Source organism: Micromonospora sediminimaris (genome assembly GCF_016863575.1).
GTDB lineage: Bacteria > Actinomycetota > Actinomycetes > Mycobacteriales > Micromonosporaceae > Micromonospora > Micromonospora sediminimaris.
The window spans coordinates 1-18,893 of sequence record NZ_BOPD01000017.1 but is presented as its reverse complement, the minus strand read 5'-3'; the positions used below and the strand labels follow the sequence as shown (position 1 = coordinate 18,893).

Genomic DNA, 18,893 nt, shown 5'->3' with positions numbered 1-18,893 from the left:
ACCAGTGGCACGACGCGCGCTGCCGGAGCGCACCTGTGTGGGTTGTCGACGGCGCGCACCGTCCAGTGAATTGCTGCGGATTGTCGCGATTGGCGACGAGGCTGGTTTCAGCCTCCGACCTGATCCGGCCCGCAGGCTGCCGGGTCGGGGAGCGAACATGCACCCGGATCCGGCCTGCTTCGCGCAGGCAGTGCGGCGTCGTGCCTTCGGGCGCGCGCTGCGCATCGCCGGGGTTCCGGATGACGGGGCCCTCGCGGAGCACCTGACGCGTCAACCACCACGTCCGGTCACCCGACCGGACGAGGGCCGCTAGCAAGGTAGGACGACCGACATGAGCACACGATGAAGTCCCAGAAATGATCAGGCTTCAAGTGCACGAGTGAGGTCGCTGCGGGTGCTGCCCGCACGACCTCGGAGTGAGGAGTGCAGTGGCAGGTAAGGCCCGCGTACACGAGCTTGCAAAAGAGCTCGGGGTCGAAAGCAAGACCGTACTCGCCAAGCTCAAGGAGATGGGCGAGTTCGTCAAGTCCGCGTCGAGCACCGTAGAGGCGCCTGTCGCCCGACGGCTGCGCAGCGCGTTCGTCGCCTCGGGTGGACCCGGTGCCCCGGCGGCCGCGCCGCCGGCCGCACCGGCTCCGACGGCGGCAGCACCGACCCCGTCGCCGACCCCCGGCGAGCCTCGGGTCACCGCCAAGCCGACGCCGCCACGGCGTCCGGCGGTGCCCGGGCCGAAGCCGAAGGGTCCGGTGCCCGGTCCGCCGCCAGCGGCGGCCCCGGTCGCCAAGCCGGCGAGTGCTCACGACATTGAGGTGGCCGCCGCCGAGGCGCGTGCCGCCGCGTTGAAGGCTGAGCAGGAGGCCGCGGTCAAGGCCGCCCAGGCCGCCCGCCAGCAGCAGCGGGAGAACGTCCGCCGGGAGCCCCCGGCCGACGGTGGTGCCCGTCCGGGTCCTCGACCCGGTCCCGGCACGATGCCGCCCCGCCCGGGTTCTCCGGCTGCGGGTCGTCCCGGTGCCACCAACCCGGGTCCGGGTGGCCGGCAGGGTCGCCCGCCGGCGCGTGGCGCCGGTAACAACCCCTTCGGTATCCAGGGCAGCCAGCAGCAGCGGCCACCGGCCGCCGGTGCCGGTGGTTCCCGTCCCAGCCCGGCCTCGATGCCGCCGCGGCCCAGCCCGGCCTCGATGCCGCCCCGGCCCAGCCCGGCCTCCATGCCGAGCCAGCGTCCGGGTCGTCCCGGTGGCCCGGGTGCCGGTCGTCCCGGCGGCGGTGCCGGTCGTCCGGGTGGCGGCGGTGGCGGTGGCTACCGCGGTGGTCCCGGTGGCGGCGGTGGCGGTGGCTACCGTGGCGGTCCGGGTGGCGGCGGTGGCGGTGGCTACCGTGGCGGTCCCGGTGGCGGCGGTGGCGGTGGATTCCGCCCGGGTGCGCCGGCCGGTGGCGGCGGTCGTCCCGGTGGCGGCGGCCGTGGTCGTGGCGGTGGTGCCGCGGGCGCCTTCGGGCGTCCGGGTGGCAAGCCCACCCGTGGTCGCAAGTCCAAGAAGCAGCGCAGACAGGAGTTCGACAACCTGTCGGCCCCGACCATGAGCTCGGGCGCTCCCCGGGGTCAGGGGCAGACGGTTCGGCTCTCCCGCGGCGCCTCGCTGTCGGACTTCGCCGACAAGATCAACGCCAACCCGGGTTCGTTGGTCCAGGAGATGTTCAACCTGGGCGAGATGGTCACCGCGACCCAGTCGTGCTCCGACGACACGCTGCTGCTGCTGGGCGAGCACCTCGGCTTCAACGTGCAGATCGTCAGCCCGGAGGACGAGGACCGCGAGCTGCTCGCGCAGTTCAACATCGACCTCGACGCCGAGGTCGCGGAGGACCGCCTGGTCAGCCGGGCGCCGGTGGTGACCGTCATGGGTCACGTCGACCACGGTAAGACCAAGCTGCTCGACGCGATCCGTAAGGCGAACGTCGTCGCCGGTGAGGCCGGAGGCATCACCCAGCACATCGGTGCCTATCAGGTCCACGTGCCGCACGAGGGCGAGGACCGCGCGGTGACCTTCATCGACACCCCGGGTCACGAGGCGTTCACCGCCATGCGTGCCCGTGGTGCCCAGGTGACGGACATCGTGATCCTGGTGGTCGCGGCCGACGACGGTGTCATGCCGCAGACCATCGAGGCGCTGAACCACGCCAAGGCGGCCGAGGTGCCGATCGTGGTCGCGGTCAACAAGGTCGACAAGCCGGAGGCGAACCCGGACAAGGTCCGCCAGCAGCTGACCGAGTACGGCCTGGTCGCCGAGGAGTACGGCGGCGAGACCATGTTCGTCAACGTGGCCGCGAAGCCCGGCACCGGCATCGAGGAACTGCTCGAAGCGGTGCTGCTCACCGCCGACGCGTCGCTGGAGCTGACCGCTCCGACCGACGGGCCGGCGCAGGGTGTGGCCATCGAGGCGCACCTGGACAAGGGCCGTGGTGCGGTCGCGACGGTGCTGGTGCAGAAGGGCACCCTGCGGGCGGGCGACTCGATCGTCGCCGGTGGGGCGCACGGCCGGGTCCGGGCGATGCTCGACGAGAACGGCAATCAGGTCACCGAGGCGGGTCCGGCGCGTCCGGTCATGGTCCTCGGTCTGACCGCGGTGCCGGGGGCGGGCGACACCTTCCTCGCTGCGGCGGACGACCGCACGGTGCGGCAGATCGCCGAGCAGCGGCAGGCCCGTCGCCGGGCGGCGGCGTTCGCCAACTCCCGTGGCCGGGCCACCCTCGAGACGCTCATGGAGCAGCTCAAGGAGGGCGAGAAGACGTCGCTCAACCTCATCCTCAAGGGTGACGTCTCCGGTTCGGTGGAGGCCCTGGAGGACGCGCTGTTCAACCTCGACATTCCCGAGGAGGTTCAGCTCAAGGTCCTCGACCGGGGCGTCGGCGCGATCACCGAGAGCAACATCATGCTCGCGAGCGCGTCGTCCGAGCCGGTCACGATCATCGGCTTCAACGTGCGGGCCTCCAACAAGGTCCGCGAGATGGCCGACCGCGAGGGCGTGGAGATCCGGTACTACACGGTCATCTACCAGGCCATCGAGGAGATCGAGGCGGCGCTCAAGGGCCTGCTCAAGCCGGAGTACGAGGAGGTCGAGCTCGGCACTGCGGAGATCCGCGACGTGTTCCGCTCGTCCAAGATCGGCAACATCTCCGGTTGCATCGTCCGGTCGGGTGTCATCCGACGGAACGCGAAGGCGCGCCTGCTGCGTGACGGCACGGTCGTGGCGGACAACCTCACGATCAGCTCGCTCAAGCGGTTCAAGGACGACGCGACGGAGGTCCGGGAGGGCTTCGAGTGTGGTCTGACTCTGGGCGGTTACAACAACGTCCAGGTCGGCGACGTGATCGAGACCTTCGAGATGCGGGAGAAGGTTCGCGCCTGATCCTGCGGTGACGCACTGATCAAGGGGTTTACGCCGGCCGGCGTAAACCCCTTGATCATGCGGGGTGGGGTGCGGGTAGTGTCCCCAGACGATGTACACCGCAACCGCAGTATTCGACCTGCTGCTGCCGGGGGACTCCCGGTCGCTGAAGGCCAAGAGGTCGTACGTGCGGCCGATCGTCGCGGCGCTCCGCCGGTTCGACGTGTCGGCCGCCGAGGTGGGGGCGCTCGACCTGCACGGGCGAGCGGAGATAGGAGTGGCGGTGGTGGCCGCCGAGGCGGCACATGCCGGTGAGGTGCTCGACTCGTGCGAGCGTCTGATGGCGGGCCGTCCGGAGGTCGAACTGCTGTCGGTGCGTCGTCGGTGGTACGGCGACGACGACTGACCCGGTTGGCCGCCGCCCCGCACGCCGGGGCGGACGGCGCGGGTAGGGTTCGAGTGTTGGGGTCGGTGCGGGCTCCGGTGACGCCGGCGTCGCCGGCCCCGGCCGGTGGCGGGACGCCGTGGAGGTGGCGGAGATGACGGATGCGGCCAAGGTACGCCGGCACGCGGAGCGGGTGCGCGAACTGGTCGCGTCGGTGGTGCGGAGTCAGATCAAGGATCCCCGACTCGGCATGATCACCATCACCGACGCCCGGATCACCGCCGACCTGCGGGATGCCACGGTCTTCTACACCGTGCTCGGCGACGCGGCGGCCCAGGCGGGCACCGCCGCCGCGCTGGACAGCGCCAAGGGCATGCTGCGCAGCACGGTCGGCAAGGCGCTCGGGCTGCGTCACTCGCCGACGCTGACCTTCGTTCTGGACGACGTCCAGGATCAGGTCAAGCACATCGACGACCTGCTCGCCGCGGCCCGCAACGCGGACGCCGAGGTGCAGCGCCTGGCGGCGAGGGCCGAGTACGCCGGTGAGGCGCAGCCGTACCGCCTCGACGAGGACGATGACGAGGGCGGCGCCGACGACGAGGACGAGCCCGACGGCACCGCCGACGATGCCCGGGGCGGGGACCGTCGGTGACCGCCTACGGTGGAGCCGTGACCGAGCCGGATCCCGCCGTGCGGCGTCAGCCCGGCCCCGGCCGGGTCGGTGCGGCTGCCGACGGTCAGCCGGCCCCGTCGACACCCGCCACCGGTCCGCACGGCCCGGACGACCCGGTCGGGCCGAGTCCCTCCGCGACGGCACCCGTCGGGCCGACCGAGGCCGACTGGGCCGCCGCGGTGGCGGCGATCCGCCAGCTGCCCGCCGACGGTCGGGTGCTGCTGATCTGCCACGTCAACCCGGACGGCGACGCGCTGGGCAGCATGCTCGGCTTCGCACTCGGGCTGCGGCGACTCGGCGTACGCCGGTTGCAGGCCACCTTCCCCGGTCCGCCGGAGGTGCCCGAGCCGCTGTCCGGTCTGCCCGGTCTGGAGCTGCTGGTGCCCGAGGCCGAGGTGGAACCCGAGCCGGACCTGGTCATCTGCTTCGACGCGGCGAGTGAGTCGCGGCTCGGTGAGCTGGCCGACCGGTTGACCGGGAAGGGCACCGCGTTGGTGCTCGACCATCACGCCTCGAATCGCGGCTTCGGCGATGTGAACCTGGTCGACCCGGCGGCGGCGGCGACCTCCGTGCTCGCCGAGCAGCTACTGGACCGCCTCGGCGTGCCGCTGGACGCCGGCATCGCCGAATGTCTGTACGTGGCGCTGAGCACCGATACCGGATCGTTCCGGTTCGACGCGACCACCCCGGCGGTGCACGAGATGGCGGCCCGGCTGTTGGCGACCGGGATCCGTCCGGGTGACATCTCGCGGCGGGTGTTCGACAGCCGGCCGTTCGGCGCGGTACGGCTCTTCGGTGAGGTGCTCGGGCGAGCCCGGCTGGAGCCCGGTGAGGCCGGCGGGCAGGGCCTGGTCTGGACGTACGCGACCCTGGACGACCTGGCCCGCCATGAGCAGCGGCCGTACGTGCTGGAGGCACTCATCGATCCGGTGCGCTGCACCGCGGAGGCCGACGTGAGTTGCGTGGTCAAGCAGACCGCGCCGGCCGTCTGGGCGGTCTCCCTGCGCAGCAAGGGTGCGACGGACGTGAGCCGGGTAGCCGTTGCGCTGGGTGGCGGTGGGCACCGGCTGGCCGCCGGTTTCACCGGCCGTGGGACCGTGGACGAGGTCATCGAGCAGATCAGGAGCCAGTTGCGGGCGTGCGCCCCGAGGAGCGGCACCGACCAGCAGGGGTGATTTCAGGGTCAGCTCCGGGGCGTCGGCGCTTCGGCACCTGGACAGGGCGGGGAGAATCGGATGATGGAGCAGCCCCACGATCTCACCGTCGACGCCCCTCGCACCTGGGAGCGGCCGGTCGTCTGCGTACCGGTGCTTGTCGCTCTCTCCCTGGTGGGCGGCCGCTTCTCGTCCTTCTCGACCGAGGCGAACGTCTATGTCTTCGGTGCCGGCGGGGTGCTGATCTGGCTCGGCCTGACCAAGCGGGTGCAGGCCCGTCCGGCACCTGATCGGTTGCCACCCGGCGTGGTCTGGTGGGCGCTGCCGGTGGCGGTCTTCGGGATCTTCGAGGGGGTCACCTTCATCGCGGCGGCCGGTGACGACTTCCCCACCTTCTCCCTCCTGGCCGATCCGCTGCTGGAGGACCGCCTGGTCCGTTCGGCGGCCTGGTTGGTGTGGCTGTCGGCGTTCTGGGGGTTGGTGCGGCGATGATGCGGGCCTTGGCGATCGGCGGTTTCCTGCTCGGGATGGCGCTGTTCGGGCTGGTCGAGTGGCTGGCCCGGCGGGAGGGCTCGAAGATTCCGACCCTCGGCGAACTCTGCGCGTACGTCATGCGTTACGAGGTCGGTCCGGTACCGGTGGGCCGGATCGGGCTGTTCGGCTTCTGGTGGTGGGTCGGCTGGCACTTCCTGGCTCGTTGACCGGGACTCGACCCGTCCAGATTGCGGGAACAGCGCGCACCATGTGGACCTGAACGATAACTTGGGAAACGGCTGGCGTCGCTTTCGGCGCAGGTCAGGGGCGGAGCCATACCCGGTGCCGCTCCACTCCAGGGTTGACCGACCCGGGCCATCAGGCCGCCCATCCGCCGCTCCGGCGACCCCGGTACCGGCTTTCGGGCGACAGTCGTAGCACCGCCCGTGACGCGCCGCCGCGCTCGGTGACGCGTGCCCTGGAAGGGGTTCACCATGGCCGCCAAGCCCAAGCCCGAGACCACTGACGAGGCCCGTGAGCAGGCCCGTCGCGCCCTGCAGACCTCCATGGACACCCGTCAGTGACGGTGTTCGACCGGCGGTGACGCCCCGCCGCCGATGCGTACGGCGTCACCGCCGGTCCGCTCGTGCTTCCGGGTCGTTGGGCTGGACCGGCGCCATCCCCGGGTGATGGTCGCCAGGGGTAAGTGGTGCGCCGGCTTGCCCCCCTTACTTCTCACGTGCCACCATCGGCGGCGATGAGCCAGCCGACAATTGCCACCGGCCGGGTCGCGTCGCCGCGCCGAATCGCCGCGCTCGCCCTGCCCGCCCTCGTGGTGCTCGCCGCCGAGCCGCTCTACGTGCTCGTTGACACCGCGGTTGTCGGCCACCTGGGTCGGGTGCCGCTGGCGGCGGTGGCCGTGGGTGGCACCGTGATGACCCTCACCGCCTGGCTGGGGACCGTGGTCGCGTACGGCACGACCGGCCGCGCGGCCCGTCGGTTCGGTGCCGGGGACCGCGCCGCAGCGGTGGCCGAGGGGGTCCAGGCCTCCTGGTCGGCCCTTGGCGTGGGCCTGGCGGTCGTCGTCGGCATGCAGTTCGGCGGTGGTGCCCTGGCCGGCGCGCTGGCCGGCGGTGGTGACGTGGCCGTGGCCGCCGCCGAGTGGCTGCGCATCGCCGCGTTCGGCACCCCCGGGTTGCTGCTCGCCGCCGCCGGCAACGGCTGGCTGCGGGGTGTACAGGACACCCGGCGGCCGCTGCTCTTCGTGGTCGGCCCCAATGTGCTCTCCGCGGTGCTCTGTCCGGTGCTGGTCTACCCGGTGGGCCTGGGGCTGATCGGCTCGGCGGTGGCGAACGTGATCGCGCAGACCCTTTCCGGCGCTCTCTTCGCCGCCGCCCTGGTGGCCGAGCGGGTGGCGCTGCGCCCGCGTCCCCGGATCATCGGCCAGCAACTGGTGCTCAGCCGGGACCTGCTGATTCGCGGGGTGGCCTTCCAGGCCAGCTTCCTGTCCGCCACGGCCGTGGCCGCCCGGTTCGGTGCCGCCACGGTCGGTGCCCACCAGATCGCCGTACAGCTCTGGTTCTTCGCGGCGCTGGTGCTCGATGCGCTGGCCATCGCCGCGCAGGCGCTGGTCGGGGCGGCGCTCGGCGGTGGTGACGACGCGACGGCCCGGGCGCTGGCCCGCCGGATCGGCCGGCTGGGCGCAATCTGCGGTACGGCGTTCGCGGTGCTCGCGGCGGCCGGCGCCGGCGTGGTGCCCACCTGGTTCAGCTCGGATCGGGCGGTACACGAACAGGCGTTGGTGGCCTGGCCCTGGTTCGCCGCGATGCTGCCGCTGGCCGGGGTGGTGTTCGCCCTCGACGGCGTGCTGATCGGCGCGGGTGACATCCGCTATCTGCGCAACCTCACCGTGGCCGGTGCGCTCGGCGGATTCCTGCCGGCGATCTGGCTGGCGTACGCCCTCGATCTGGGCCTCGGTGGCATCTGGGCCGGGCTGATGCTGTTCACCGTGATCCGCCTGATCGGGCTGCTGCTGCGGCTGCGCAGCGGTGCCTGGGCGGTGACCGGCGCGGTACGCGGCGAGGAGCGTCTACCCGCCTGATAAGACCTGGCCGTAGAGCGCGTAGATGACGAGCACCAGCGCCAGGCTCGCCACGAAGGCGGCCAGCATGGCGACGATCTTCACGGTGTTCGGGTAGCGCTCGCGCAGGCGCCGCCGTCCCTGCCAGGCCCACCAGCGTCGCCGGACCGCCGCGGCGCCGGGCAGGGCGGCCAGACCTTCGGCGAACCGGACACCCAACGTGCGCCGCGCCGGTGGTGGATTCAGCATCCAGTCCGGCAGCGCGCTGGGCTGGTCGGGCGTACGCAGGCGGACCCCTTCGTCGGGCCGGCGCGTTCGATCGGGACCGCGGTCCGTGGTCATCTCGTTCTCCCCGTGGCCTGCCAGCGCGGCACTCACCGTCGCCGATGGGCCCATCGTGTCAGGGGAGTCCAAGCCCGAACATCCGGTTTTCCGGCGGCTGTCCGGTGCTCGGGCCGGCGCGCCGATCTGGCAGGCTTGCACGTCGTGAGCACAGACGGCCTGATCGTGGTGGACAAGTCCGGCGGCATGACCTCGCACGACGTGGTCGCCCGGATCCGCAGGCTCGCTCGGACCCGGCGCGTCGGTCACGGTGGCACGCTCGATCCGATGGCCACCGGGGTGCTGGTGATCGGGGTGGGCCGGGCCACCAGGCTGCTGACCTACGTGATCGGTGCGGACAAGAGCTACGCGGCGACCATCCGGCTGGGCCAGGCCACGGTCACCGACGACGCGGAGGGTGACGTGATCGCCACCACGCCCGCCGGAATGCTCACCGACGAGGCGGTCCGGAGCGTGCTGGCCGGGATGACCGGGGAGATCGACCAGGTGCCGAGCGCGGTGAGCGCCATCAAGATCAACGGGCAGCGGGCGTACAAGCGGGTCCGTGAGGGCGAGAGCGTCGACCTGCCGGCCCGGCGGGTCACCGTCTCCCGGCTCGACGTGCTGGCGATCCGACATGATCGGCCCGACGTGGTCGACGTCGATGTCGAGGTGGTCTGCTCGACCGGGACGTACATCCGGGCGATCGCCCGCGACGCGGGCCTGGCGCTCGGGGTCGGCGGTCACCTGACCGCGCTGCGTCGTACCGCCGTGGGTGGGTTCACCCTGGCGGAGGCCGTCACCCTCGACGAGCTGGAGCGTCGCGCGCCGGACGTGGTGGGGCTGCCGCTCGCGCCCGCCGCCGACCGGTTCTTCCCCCGCCGGGACGCCACCGCCGAGGAGGCGAAGGTGCTCTCCCACGGCGGTCCGCTCGACCCGGTCGGCCACACCGGGCCGTACGCGGTCTTCGATCCGGCCGGTGGGCTGATCGCTATCGTCAGCGAGCGGGCCGGCCGGGCCCGCGCGGAGATCGTGCTCGCCCCGGCCTGACGCCGGGTGCCCGACGGCCGACCGCCGACGGTCGGGGCCAACGACAGCGGAGGAGCAGCATGCAGCGGTGGCGGGGGTACGACGCGGTGCCCGGTGGCTGGGGGCGGTCGGTCGTCACCATCGGCGTCTTCGACGGTGTGCACAAGGGGCACCAGGCGACCATCGGGCATGCCGTGGCCCGCGCCGGTGAACTCGGCGTGCAGTCGGTGGTGGTCACCTTCGACCCGCACCCGTCCGAGGTCGTGCGGCCGGGTTCGCATCCGGCCGTGTTGACCGAGCCGTCCCGCAAGGCGGAGCTGATCGAGGCCCTCGGGGCGGACGTGCTCTGTGTGATCCCGTTCACGCCCGAGCTCTCCCGGTTGTCGGCCGAGGCGTTCGTGCACGACGTGCTTGTCGAGCACCTGCACGCCGCGCTCGTGGTGGTGGGCGAGAACTTCCGGTTCGGCCACCGGGCCGCCGGTGACGTGGCGCTGCTGGAGCGGCTCGGTCGCACCTTCGGCTTCGCCGTCGAGGGAGCGCCGCTGGTCGCCGCGGCCGGCACGGTCTTCTCCTCGACGTACATCAGATCCTGCGTCGACGCGGGCGACGTGACCGCGGCGGCCGACGCGCTGGGCCGCCCGCACCGGCTGGAGGGTGTGGTGGTCCGCGGTGACCAGCGTGGGCGGGAACTCGGCTACCCGACCGCGAACCTGCTCTGCCACCGGCACGCGGCGGTCCCGGCCGACGGCGTCTACGCCGCCCGGATGATCCGTCGGGGGCGACGGCAGCCGCTCGCCGCCGCCGTGTCGATCGGTACGAACCCGACCTTCTCCGGCCGGGAGCGCCGGGTCGAGGCGTACGTGCTCGACTTCGACGGCGACCTCTACGGCGAGCGGCTGGCGCTGGACTTCGTGGCGCACCTGCGCGGGCAGACCCGCTTCGATTCGATCGAGCCGCTGATCGCCCAGATCGCCCAGGACGTCGAGCGGACCCGCCGGGCGCTGGGCTGACCCGTCACCGACCCGCCCGTGGCCCTTGACCGGCCCGGTCCGGTGGGTGCTGGTAGGCTGGCTGAGACGTCGGCTGACCGACGTGGGGCCTCGCCTGCCTGCTCGACGCCGCGGGTGCGAGGACCGTCCGTCACCGGTGCCGTAGCCCGGCCCGACGGACCGCATCGAGACAACCCACCAGAACAGGGAGAACATGGCGCTCGACCAGCAGGCAAAGGCCAAGATCCGCGAGGAGTACGCGACCGCCGAGGGTGACACCGGGTCGCCCGAGGTGCAGGTCGCGGTCCTCACCAAGCGGATCGCCGATCTCACCGAGCACCTGAAGGTGCACAAGCACGACCACCACAGCCGCCGTGGGCTGCTGCTGCTGGTCGGCCGTCGCCGCCGGTTGCTCAACTACGTTCAGAAGAAGGACATCAACCGCTACCGGTCGCTCATCGAGCGGCTCGGCCTGCGCCGGTGACGTGACGGGGGAGTGGCCCACCAGGTCACTCCCCCGTCGGCGTCCCAACCGAGAAACGGGCCACGACCACCCAGACAAGGGAGTGTCGGCGTACCGGTCTCCGGTAGTGGCCTCCGGGCACCCTGGCATCCCGCCGGCGGTCCCGGGCGCTTCGATCGAAGACCGGCCGTCCGTACAGCTCCCGCGTCGTGGCCCCCGATGCGAAGGAGCATTGAAGCAGCATGACCGAGACCAAACTCGGCACCGAAACCCGCACCGCCGTGATCGACAACGGGTCGTTCGGCACCCGTGAGATCACCTTCTCGACCGGCCGGCTGGCCCGACAGGCCGCCGGCTCCGTCACCGCCCAGCTCGGCGAGACTGTCGTCCTCTCCGCCACCACCGCCGGCAAGCAGCCGAAGGAGCAGTTCGACTTCTTCCCGCTGACCGTCGACGTCGAGGAGCGGATGTACGCCGCGGGCCGCATCCCCGGCTCGTTCTTCCGCCGCGAGGGTCGGCCCAGCGAGGACGCCATCCTCACCTGCCGGCTGATCGACCGGCCGCTGCGCCCGTCGTTCGTCAAGGGCCTGCGCAACGAGGTCCAGGTCGTCGAGACCATCCTCGCGCTCGACCCGCAGCACCCGTACGACGTGGTCGCGATCAACGCCGCGTCGATGTCGACCAAGCTGTCCGGCCTGCCGTTCTCCGGCCCGATCGGGGCCACCCGGATGGCCCACGTGGACGGCCAGTGGGTCGCCTTCCCGACCCACGAGGAGCTGGCCCGGGCCACCTTCGACATGGTGGTGGCCGGCCGGGCGCTGCCCGACGGCGACGTCGCGATCATGATGGTCGAGGCGGAGGCCACCGAGCACACCGTGAAGCTGGTCGCCGGCGGGGCGCCCGCACCGACCGAGGAGGTCGTGGCCAGCGGCCTGGAGGCCGCCAAGCCCGCCATCCGCGAGCTGTGCCGGGCACAGAGCGAGCTGGCCGAGGTCGCCGCCAAGCCGGTCGCCGAGTTCCCGGTCTTCCTGGACTACCAGGACGACGCGTACGACGCGGTCGCCGAACTGGCCCGCGCCGACGTCGCCGAGGCCCTGCAGATCGCCGGCAAGGCCGACCGCGAGGGGGCCCTGGACGCGATCAAGCTGCGGGTCCACGAGGAACTCGGCTCGCGCTTCGAGGGCCGGGAGAAGGAACTCTCCGCCGCCTTCCGTTCGCTGACCAAGTCCGAGGTGCGCAGCCGGGTGCTGCGCGAGCAGGTCCGCATCGACGGTCGGGGTCCGCGTGACATCCGTCCGCTGAGCGCCGAGGTGGGCGTGCTGCCTCGGGTGCACGGCTCGGCGCTGTTCGAGCGCGGCGAGACCCAGATCCTCGGCGTCACCACGCTCAACATGCTGCGCATGGAGCAGGCGCTGGACACCCTCTCCCCGGAGAAGTCCAAGCGCTACATGCACAACTACAACTTCCCGCCGTACTCCACCGGTGAGACCGGACGGGTCGGCTCGCCGAAGCGCCGCGAGATCGGGCACGGTGCCCTCGCGGAGCGGGCGCTGATCCCGGTGCTGCCCTCGCGGGAGGAGTTCCCGTACGCCATCCGGCAGGTCTCCGAGGCGCTCGGCTCCAACGGCTCCACCTCGATGGGCTCGGTCTGCGCCTCGACGCTGGGCCTGCTCAGCGCCGGTGTGCCGCTGAAGGCGCCGGTCGCCGGCATCGCCATGGGCCTCATCTCCGACGAGGTCGACGGCAAGACCCAGTACGTCACGCTCACCGACATCCTCGGTGCCGAGGACGCCTTCGGTGACATGGACTTCAAGGTCGCCGGCACCCGCGACTTCGTCACCGCGTTGCAGCTCGACACCAAGCTCGACGGCATCCCGTCCGACGTGCTGGCCGCCGCGCTCCAGCAGGCGCACGAGGCGCGGCAGACCATCCTCGACGTGATGCAGCGGGCGATCGAGGCGCCGGCCGAGATGTCCGACTACGCGCCGCGGGTCACCACGGTCAAGATTCCGGTCGACAAGATCGGCATGGTGATCGGCCCGAAGGGTCAGACCATCAACGCCATCCAGGACGAGACCGGTGCCGAGATCTCCATCGAGGACGACGGCACCATCTACGTCGGCGCGACCAACGGTCCGTCGGCACAGGCCGCGGTCGAGCGGATCAACGCGATCGCCAACCCGACCCTGCCCAAGGTCGGCGACCGCTTCCTCGGCACGGTGGTGAAGACCGCTCCGTTCGGCGCGTTCGTCTCGCTGCTGCCGGGCCGCGACGGCCTGCTGCACATCTCCAAGGTGGGCGACGGCAAGCGGGTGGAGAAGGTCGAGGACTTCCTCAACGTCGGTGACCGGGTCGAGGTCGAGATCGCCGACATCGACCAGCGCGGCAAGATCTACCTGGACAAGGTCCGTCCGGAGGGCGCCGAGGCACCGGCCGCCGCAGCCGGCGAGGAGCGGCCCGCCGGCCGTGACCGGGGTGGCGACCGGGGTCCGCGTGACCGGGGCGACCGCGAGCGCGGTGGCGACCGGGGCGCTCGCGGCCCGGAGCGTGGCGAAGGTGGCGAGGGTGGCGGCGACAACCGTCCCCGACGCCGTACCCGGCACAGCTGACACGTGAACCGCTGACCGGCCGGGCGACACCGTCGCCCGGCCGGTTCGTCAACTCATCCGCCCTCTCGTCGTACTGGAAGCAGGTGGCCGTGACCCGGACCCGGCATTCGTCTTTCCTCGGGGCCCGACCGGGGCCGACGCCGCGCGCCGGTCGTTCGACCACCGCGACCGCTCGGGCCGCCGGTGGGTCGACCCGGGCGGTGACCCGGACCCTGAGCGACGATCCGCTGGGCGGCACGGTACGCCGCACGGTGCTGCCGAACGGGCTGCGCGTGCTGACCGAGGCGATTCCGGCAATGCGCAGCGTCTCGTTTGGTGTCTGGGTGGCGGTCGGCTCCCGGGACGAGACCGGCCCGCAGGCCGGTGCCGCCCACTTCCTGGAACACCTGCTGTTCAAGGGCACCCACAAGCGGAACGCGATGGAGATCTCCTCGGCGATCGAGGCGGTGGGCGGCGAGACCAACGCCTTCACCACGAAGGAGTACACCTGCTACTACGCCCGGGTGCTGGACGAGGACCTGCCCCTGGCCATCGACGTGATGTGCGACCTGGTCGCCGACTCGGTGCTGGAGCCGGCCGACGTGGAGACCGAGCGTGGCGTGATCCTCGAAGAGATCGCCATGCACGACGACGAACCCGGCGACGAGGTGCACGACCTGTTCGCCCAGGCTGTCTACGGTGACCATCCGTTGGGCCGGCTGATCTCCGGCACCGCGGAGACCGTCACCCCGATGACCCGTCGGCAGATCCAGAGCTTCTACCGGCGACGCTACGTCGCGCCCCAGATCGTCATCGCCGCCGCCGGCAACCTCGACCACACCGCCGTGGTGCGGCTGGTCCGCCAGGCGCTGCGAGGCACTCCGCTGGACACCGATCCGGCGGCGCCCGCGCCGCAGCGGCCGGCCACTCCGGGCGTACGCACCCGGGCCGCCGCCACCGTGGTGGAGGAGAAGGAGACCGAGCAGGCGCACATCATGCTGGGCTGCCCGGGCATCGATCGGCTCGACGAGCGCCGCTTCGCTCTCGGCGTGCTGAACAACGTGCTCGGCGGGGGCATGTCCAGCCGGCTCTTCCAGGAGATCCGGGAGCGGCGTGGCCTCGCCTACTCCGTCTACTCCTATGCCAGCCAGTACGCCGACAGCGGCCTGTTCGGCGTCTACGCCGGCTGCGCCCCGGGGCGGGTCGACGAGGTGCTGGAGCTGACCCGGGCCGAGTTGGCGCGTACCGCCGCGCACGGCATCACCGAGGCGGAACTGGCCAGGGGCAAGGGGATGAGCAAGGGCTCGTTCGTGCTCGGACTGGAGGACACCGGCTCCCGGATGAGCCGCCTGGCCAAGGGCGAACTGCTCTACGGGGACCTGGTGCCGGTGAACGAACTGCTCGACCGGGTCGACGCGGTCACCCTCGACGATGTCAACGCCCTCGCCGCCGAGCTGCTGGACCGGCCGATGTCCCTCGCCGTCGTCGGCCCGTTCGCCGGCCGGGACTTCAGCGCCTGACCCTTTCGGCCGACCGGATGGGCGCGGTGCACCCCCGGGGTGTCCACGTCCCGATTGGGATAGGTTGTGCCGCGTGACTGACGAGCAGGAGAAGGCTGGCCCCGAGTCGATCAAGGTCGGCGTGCTGGGTGCCGGCGGCCGGATGGGTGCCGAGGTGTGCCGGGCCGTCGAGGCGGCCGCCGACATGAAACTGGTGGCGACCGTCGACCAGGACGACTGGCTGGTCAACGCCGCCGAGGCGGGGGCGGAGGTGCTCGTCGACTTCACCACTCCCGACGTCGTGATGGACAACCTGCACTGGTGCATCGACCAGGGCATCCACGCGGTGGTCGGCACCAGCGGCTTCACCGAGCAGCGGATCGAGAAGGTACGCGGCTGGCTGGCCGACCGGCCCGACGTGGGTGTGGTGATCGCCCCCAACTTCGGTCTCGGCGCGGTGCTGATGATGCAGTTCGCCGCGCGGGCCGCCCGCTACTTCGAGTCGGTCGAGATCGTCGAGCAGCACCATCCGCGCAAGCTCGACGCGCCGAGCGGCACCGCCATGCACACCGCGCGCCTGGTCGCGGCGGCCCGCGCCGAGGCCGGCCTCGGTCCGGTGCCGGACGCCACCACGGACGAGATCGCCGGTGCCCGGGGCGCCGACGTCGACGGGGTACGCGTACACGCCGTGCGGGCCACCGGACTGGTCGCCCACCAGGAGGTGCTCTTCGGCACCACGGGTGAGACGCTCACCATTCGGCACGACTCCTACGACCGGGTCTCGTTCATGCCGGGCGTGCTGCTCGCGGTACGCGCGGTGCGGAACCGCCCGGGCCTGACCCTCGGCCTGGACGCCCTGCTCGACTGAGGCGCGGCCGGGGCGGGCCGGCGGGTCGGTCAGCCGGCCCGGGGCGGCTCGGTGGGGACGGCGACGTGCAGGCGCAGCTGGGGGACCAGCATGTCGTCGACGTCCAGCGCGCGTCCCGCGCCGTCGGGTTCCCAGCCGGCTGTGGTGAGGAACTTGCGGGACGCCTGGTCTCCCTCGAACACCCACGCCACCGCCCGGTCGAAGCCGGACTCCCGCCACAGGTCGACGCTGGCGGCGAGCAGCCGGGAGCCGTGCCCGCGTCGGCCCCACCGGGGCTCGACCAGCAGGTCGGTCACCGCCACCACGTCGGCACCGAGCGCCTCGGCCGGTTCGTTCGGGGCCAGCGCCTCGGCGTCGGCCGGACCGGAGGCGGCGAAGCCCACCAGATACGATTGCTCGGCCTGTTCGACGGCGACCAGCACCCGGTGGGTGTCGCTCGGCGGCTGGCGCACCGAGGCATCCCAGCGTTCGGCCAGCGACGCCTCATCGAGGCCGTCCAGCACCTCCCGGGGCAGCAGTCGCCGGTAGGCGACCCGCCAGGTGGCGAGCTGGATGCGGGCGATCTCGGCGGCGTCCTCCGGACGCGCCGGGCGGACGTACCCGAGACTCATGGCACGACAGCCTACGCAGGGTGAGGGAGGCGACGGTGACGCAGGGTGCCAGGCGGACGGTCGGACAGGTCGCCGCGGTGATCGTGCTCGCCGTCGCGGTGGCCGGGTTCCTGTCCGTGGCGGCCGTCCGGCACGGCTTCTTCGACCTGCAGGTGTACCGGGGCGCCCTGGTCTGGTGGGTGCACGAGGGCGGGGAGATCTACGACTACCTCAAGCCCGGCACCCAGTACGGCTTCACGTACCCACCGTTCGCCGCCCTGGTGATGTTGCCGATGGCGTACCTGTCCTGGCATGCGGCGATCGTGGTGAGCGTGGCGGCCGGCGTGGTGACCAGCGCGGTGCTGATCTGGTGGCTGCTGGACCCGGTGTCCCGGCGTGCCGGCTGGACCCGCTGGTTCGCCTTCGCGGTGGCGCTGTGCCTGGTCGCCGCCTTCGAACCGATGCGCGAGACGATCAACTTCGGCCAGGTCAACACGTTGCTGCTCTTCCTGGTGGCGGTGGATCTGCTCCGGCTGCTGCCGGGTGGCAGCAGATGGGCCGGGATCGGCATCGGCCTGGCCACCGCGATCAAGCTCACGCCGGGCATCTTCATCGTCTACCTGCTGGTGACCGGGCGCTGGCGCGCGGCGGTGACCGCCTCGGGCACCGCGACCGCCGCGACCGTCCTGGCCGCGGCGCTGTTCCCGGACGCCTCCCGGGAGTTCTGGACCAGCGCCCTGTGGAACACCGGGCGCGTAGGCGAGTTGGCCTTCGTCTCCAACCAGTCGCTGCGGGGCGTGGTGGCCCGGCTGGACCCGGAGAGCCCCAGCACGCTGGCCTGGCTGCTGCTGGTCGCCGTGACGCTGGTGCTCTGGGCGTGGCGGTCCCGGGTCGCGGCGTCCGTGGGCGACGAGGCCACCGGGCTGGCCCTGACCGGCGCGGTGATGTGCCTGGTCAGCCCGGTCACCTGGGTGCATCACCTGGTCTGGCTGCTGCCGGGCCTGCTGTTGCTGGTGGACCGCGGCATGGCGGCGCCACCGGGCGGTCGCCGACGCCGGGTCCTGCTGGCCTGCGCCACCATCGGGTACGCGTTCCTGACCAGCCGGATCGTCTGGGCGTGGGAGAAGGACTTCACCGGCCTCGACGGTTTCCTGTTCGGCAACACCTACGTCTGGATCAGCCTGGCGTTGCTGGCCTTCCTGCCGGTGCGTCGGGCCGCCCCCCGGTCGCCGTCGGATCCAGCGTCGCCGTCGGATTCAGCTGCCGTCGAGCCGGCCGGTGTACCGCAACTCGACCAGCCCGATCGCCGGCCGCCCGCCGGACAACGGCACCGGATAGGTCGAGCGCTCACCGTCCGGTGACAACCCGGCCCGCTCGTAGAACCGGCGGGCCCGGTCGTTGTCCGCCAGCACCCAGAGCCGGTACTCCGTCCAGCCGGACTCGCGCAGGCCCGTCCGGGCCGCCGCGAACAGGGCCCGAGCGGTGCCGTCACCCCAGTTCTCGGGCGTGACGTAGAGGCTGACCACCTCGCCGTACGCTGGGTCGAGGTCACCGCGATCCTGGTTGTTGCGGTACGGCCCGAAGGTGGCGAACCCGACGAGGGTGCCGTGCTCCTCGGCGAGCAACGTGGTGAACGGGTGATCCGGGTCGGCGGTGCCGAGGGCCCGCCGGCGCTGCGCCCAGGCGACCGGGTTGAGTCGGTTCAGCACCTCGTCGGGCATGATGCCGGCGTAGCCGGCCTGCCAGCCGCGGACATGCACCCGGGCCACCGCCTCGGCGTCGTCGGGCTGCTCACGGCGGATGCTGGGCATGGAAGTAGTTCTAGGCCGCCGGGGCGGGCAGGTCCAGTGTCCGCACCGATGTCGTACGCCTGTCGTAGCCTGCCTGCGATGGCCGCACCGGAATCGCTCTCGCTCGCCCAGGCCCGCCGTGTCGCGTTGGCCGCGCAGGGCTTCGCCGATCTGGCGCCCTCCGGGGTGCCCACCCGCCGTCACCTGCGTCGGGTGCTCGACCGGGTCGGGTTGATCCAGATGGATTCGGTGAACGTGCTGCAACGGGCGCACTACCTGCCGCTCTACAGCCGGCTCGGGCCTTACCCCACCACGCTGCTCGACTCCGCCGCCTACCGCCGTCCCCGGGAGCTGTTTGAATACTGGGGCCACGAGGCGTCGCTGGTGCCGGTCGCCCTGCATCCGGCGCTGCGCTGGCGGATGGCCCGGGCACACACCGACGCCTGGGGCGGGATGCGCCGCATCGCCGCCGAGCAGCCCGCCCTGGTCGCCTGGGTACGCGACGAGGTGGCCGCCCGGGGCCCGCTGACCGTCGCCGAGATCGAGCACGACGTACCCCGACAGACCGGGAACTGGGGGTGGAACTGGTCGGCGGTGAAACAGGCCCTGG

18 protein-coding genes and 1 pseudogene are annotated in these 18,893 nt (G+C 72.1%); 16 read left to right on the top strand and 3 right to left on the bottom strand.

Features of this window, described 5'->3' with window-relative positions; genetic code table 11:
* Positions 1 to 4 precede the first annotated feature (4 nt).
* The 8 genes and pseudogenes from Vse01_RS14760 to Vse01_RS14725 all read left to right on the top strand — a co-directional run bounded on the left by Vse01_RS14760 (position 5) and on the right by Vse01_RS14725 (position 8,167).
* Positions 5 to 335 (top strand): annotated as a pseudogene (locus tag Vse01_RS14760) (YlxR family protein).
* A 93-nt stretch (positions 336 to 428) separates the two neighbouring features.
* The gene (gene infB, locus Vse01_RS14755) at positions 429 to 3,401 is read left to right on the top strand and encodes a translation initiation factor IF-2 (protein ID WP_093401636.1); all 2,973 of its coding nucleotides are present in this window, start codon (positions 429 to 431) and stop codon (positions 3,399 to 3,401) included.
* A gap of 91 nt (positions 3,402 to 3,492) precedes the next feature.
* Positions 3,493 to 3,786, top strand: coding sequence for a DUF503 domain-containing protein (locus tag Vse01_RS14750; RefSeq protein ID WP_093401635.1), 294 nt, complete (start codon positions 3,493 to 3,495; stop codon positions 3,784 to 3,786).
* Positions 3,787 to 3,919: 133 nt separating this feature from the next.
* On the top strand, positions 3,920 to 4,417 hold the full coding sequence (gene rbfA, locus Vse01_RS14745) for a 30S ribosome-binding factor RbfA (protein WP_093402020.1): 498 nt from the start codon (positions 3,920 to 3,922) through the stop codon (positions 4,415 to 4,417).
* Positions 4,418 to 4,617: 200 nt separating this feature from the next.
* A complete protein-coding gene (locus Vse01_RS14740; protein WP_232511050.1) occupies positions 4,618 to 5,613 on the top strand; it encodes a DHH family phosphoesterase in 996 nt (331 codons plus the stop codon).
* A gap of 63 nt (positions 5,614 to 5,676) precedes the next feature.
* Positions 5,677 to 6,084 carry a hypothetical protein gene (locus tag Vse01_RS14735; RefSeq protein WP_093402018.1) on the top strand — a complete coding sequence of 136 codons (408 nt, stop codon included), beginning with the start codon at positions 5,677 to 5,679 and terminating at the stop codon, positions 6,082 to 6,084.
* On the top strand, positions 6,084 to 6,293 hold the full coding sequence (locus tag Vse01_RS14730; RefSeq protein ID WP_170863305.1) for a DUF6186 family protein: 210 nt from the start codon (positions 6,084 to 6,086) through the stop codon (positions 6,291 to 6,293). Before Vse01_RS14735 ends, Vse01_RS14730 begins: the two co-directional genes overlap by 1 nt.
* 530 nt (positions 6,294 to 6,823) lie before the next feature.
* Positions 6,824 to 8,167, top strand: a complete 1,344-nt coding sequence (locus Vse01_RS14725; RefSeq protein ID WP_093401633.1) for an MATE family efflux transporter — start codon at positions 6,824 to 6,826, stop codon at positions 8,165 to 8,167.
* Here Vse01_RS14725 and Vse01_RS14720 read toward each other — a convergent pair.
* Positions 8,156 to 8,488: a hypothetical protein gene (locus tag Vse01_RS14720; protein ID WP_093402017.1), complete on the bottom strand. Its 333-nt coding sequence runs from the start codon at positions 8,486 to 8,488 to the stop codon at positions 8,156 to 8,158. The genes Vse01_RS14725 and Vse01_RS14720 overlap by 12 nt on opposite strands.
* A 144-nt stretch (positions 8,489 to 8,632) precedes the next feature.
* Between Vse01_RS14720 and truB the strand changes: the two genes are divergently transcribed.
* The 6 genes from truB (at position 8,633) to dapB (ending at position 15,903) form a co-directional block, all read left to right on the top strand.
* Positions 8,633 to 9,517, top strand: coding sequence for a tRNA pseudouridine(55) synthase TruB (gene truB / locus Vse01_RS14715; RefSeq protein ID WP_093401632.1), 885 nt, complete (start codon positions 8,633 to 8,635; stop codon positions 9,515 to 9,517).
* 59 nt (positions 9,518 to 9,576) lie between these two features.
* Positions 9,577 to 10,506 (top strand): bifunctional riboflavin kinase/FAD synthetase, encoded by a 930-nt coding sequence (locus Vse01_RS14710; protein WP_093401631.1) that lies wholly within the window; start codon positions 9,577 to 9,579, stop codon positions 10,504 to 10,506.
* Positions 10,507 to 10,699: 193 nt separating this feature from the next.
* A complete protein-coding gene (gene rpsO, locus Vse01_RS14705; protein ID WP_013732184.1) occupies positions 10,700 to 10,969 on the top strand; it encodes a 30S ribosomal protein S15 in 270 nt (89 codons plus the stop codon).
* A 221-nt stretch (positions 10,970 to 11,190) separates the two neighbouring features.
* On the top strand, positions 11,191 to 13,557 hold the full coding sequence (locus Vse01_RS14700) for a polyribonucleotide nucleotidyltransferase (protein WP_093401630.1): 2,367 nt from the start codon (positions 11,191 to 11,193) through the stop codon (positions 13,555 to 13,557).
* Positions 13,558 to 13,757: 200 nt separating this feature from the next.
* On the top strand, positions 13,758 to 15,056 hold the full coding sequence (locus Vse01_RS14695) for a M16 family metallopeptidase (protein WP_232511025.1): 1,299 nt from the start codon (positions 13,758 to 13,760) through the stop codon (positions 15,054 to 15,056).
* A gap of 73 nt (positions 15,057 to 15,129) precedes the next feature.
* Positions 15,130 to 15,903 (top strand): 4-hydroxy-tetrahydrodipicolinate reductase, encoded by a 774-nt coding sequence (gene dapB / locus Vse01_RS14690; RefSeq protein ID WP_093401629.1) that lies wholly within the window; start codon positions 15,130 to 15,132, stop codon positions 15,901 to 15,903.
* Between the two features lie 29 nt (positions 15,904 to 15,932).
* Here dapB and Vse01_RS14685 read toward each other — a convergent pair whose 3' ends face one another.
* Positions 15,933 to 16,514, bottom strand: a complete 582-nt coding sequence (locus Vse01_RS14685) for a GNAT family N-acetyltransferase (protein ID WP_093401628.1) — start codon at positions 16,512 to 16,514, stop codon at positions 15,933 to 15,935.
* Positions 16,515 to 16,549: 35 nt separating this feature from the next.
* Between Vse01_RS14685 and Vse01_RS14680 the strand changes: the two genes are divergently transcribed.
* A complete protein-coding gene (locus Vse01_RS14680) occupies positions 16,550 to 17,854 on the top strand; it encodes a glycosyltransferase family 87 protein (protein WP_093401627.1) in 1,305 nt (434 codons plus the stop codon).
* On the opposite strand, the gene Vse01_RS14675 is transcribed toward Vse01_RS14680, so the two are convergent.
* Entirely contained in the window at positions 17,750 to 18,304 is a 555-nt protein-coding gene (locus Vse01_RS14675) for a GNAT family N-acetyltransferase (protein ID WP_093401626.1), read from the bottom strand. The two genes, Vse01_RS14680 and Vse01_RS14675, sit on opposite strands and share 105 nt — an antisense overlap.
* Positions 18,305 to 18,382: 78 nt before the next feature.
* Here Vse01_RS14675 and Vse01_RS14670 point away from each other — a divergent pair.
* Positions 18,383 to 18,893 (top strand): DNA glycosylase AlkZ-like family protein (locus tag Vse01_RS14670; RefSeq protein WP_204019247.1); only part of this gene is annotated, 511 nt, incomplete at its 3' end.